The organism is Lacinutrix sp. MEBiC02595, assembly GCF_053601555.1.
In genome coordinates, this window is sequence record NZ_JBSHNU010000051.1 from 1 (window position 1) to 1,548 (window position 1,548).

General features: G+C 27.9%; 2 protein-coding genes. Both read right to left on the minus strand.

From position 1 onward, the window contains the following. Positions 1 to 442: hypothetical protein (locus ACVCZW_RS00185; RefSeq protein ID WP_452231306.1), on the minus strand; the 442-nt coding region annotated here is incomplete at its 3' end. 157 nt (positions 443 to 599) lie between these two features. After that, a complete protein-coding gene (locus ACVCZW_RS00190) occupies positions 600 to 1,391 on the minus strand; it encodes a hypothetical protein (RefSeq protein ID WP_452231307.1) in 792 nt (263 codons plus the stop codon). Positions 1,392 to 1,548 lie beyond the last annotated feature (157 nt).

The following is a 1,548-nucleotide window of genomic DNA, read 5'->3' on the forward strand; positions in this document are numbered from 1 at the left end:
TTAATCCGTTATAAATATAAATCATTATTCCGTTTATAATTAATGGAATTACTATAATTCCAATCAGATATTTTAGGTTTTCAGAATTTCCATATTCAATTCCGATTATAACGTTTCCAATTATCCATAAAATTGAGCTCATAGAAAAAATTCCCAACATCTTTTTTAAATTCCGTTTTAACCTTTCAACATCTTCGGTTTCATACTCTCTAAATTCAAGTTTTTCATTGTACTCTAATCCGTCTGCGTAAATAGAGTAGAAGAGAAATGAAAATCCAAAAATTATAATTAGCAAAATTTGTCCAATTAAGAATATTGGATTCAACTCGGATATAGATTTTATATATTCCAACGCTTTTCCAAAAAACAACATTACGAAGAAAAATAAGAGAGCAATCAGCCAACTTTTTGATTCAGTTCGTATGTATTTCTTAATGTTCATCGTTTTTTTCTCAAATTGCTTACAACGTGTTTGTATATGGTTTGTTGCGTGTTTAAGAACGTAATTTAGCAAATAAAAACCGAATAGAAAATCCGCGAGGGTTTTCGTAAGCAGGCTAGAACTAGCAATAAATTATATACGGTGTTACCACCAGTTTTTATTCCGTTATTATTTCATTCTCGGTTATTATTTCGTTTTTTGATTTTTTGTTCAATTTCCATAACCAATATAATCCGCCAAGTGGTATTCCGAAAGTCCAAACTGAACTTAAATATCCCATATATGAAAAGCTAATTCCGAATAGTATTTGAAAACTTAATAAACTAAAAGAAAGTCCATAAACTGCACTGTAAGTTATTGCAGGAACATTTAGGAAAATCACAGCAATATATTTCAGCCATTTTTTCTTTAGATTACTTTTCTTAATTTTTCTAATTATCCAAATGTTAAAAATCGGAACGCATATTGCTAAAATTCCAAATAGCCAGAACAAAGTCATATTCGGAATTTTCTCTTTTATGGCAAGAGTTTTAATGTTTAATATTTTATTTGAATCATCATCAAAAGTAATTTCGAAGACTCCAAAATCTGTATCATTTGAAAATTCAATTTGAGCTAAAGTTGTGTTTGGTGCTGTACTTTCTCCTTCTACTGTTGATAAAGTTTTTTCAGCTGTCATAAATTTAAAGTCTAACTCTTTTCCGAAATTATTTATTATTAAATTTCGAAAATTCCCTAAACTTATTTTTAACGTATCTATATTCGAGTTTTTGAAAGCTTTGTTTTCTATTGCCATAAAGTTCAGACTTTTTTCATAATCTTCTTCTATTAAAGCTTCTACAAATCCTTGAGTAGTGTCTTTGTAAGTAAATGAGTTTTTAATTAAATCGCAGTTTGTAAAAAGTGATAAAGTTAGTATCAGAAGTAAAACCTTGGTTAGTTTGTTCATTTTTTTAAATTGGTGGTAACGTATACGTATATGGAAAGTAGCGTTTAAATAATGACTTGTCTTTCCGGCTTGTATATATTTTATAAAGAAACAAAAAATATTGATTAAACAACCAATTAGCTATTTTATATATACGTTGTTATGTTTAGTAATTTGG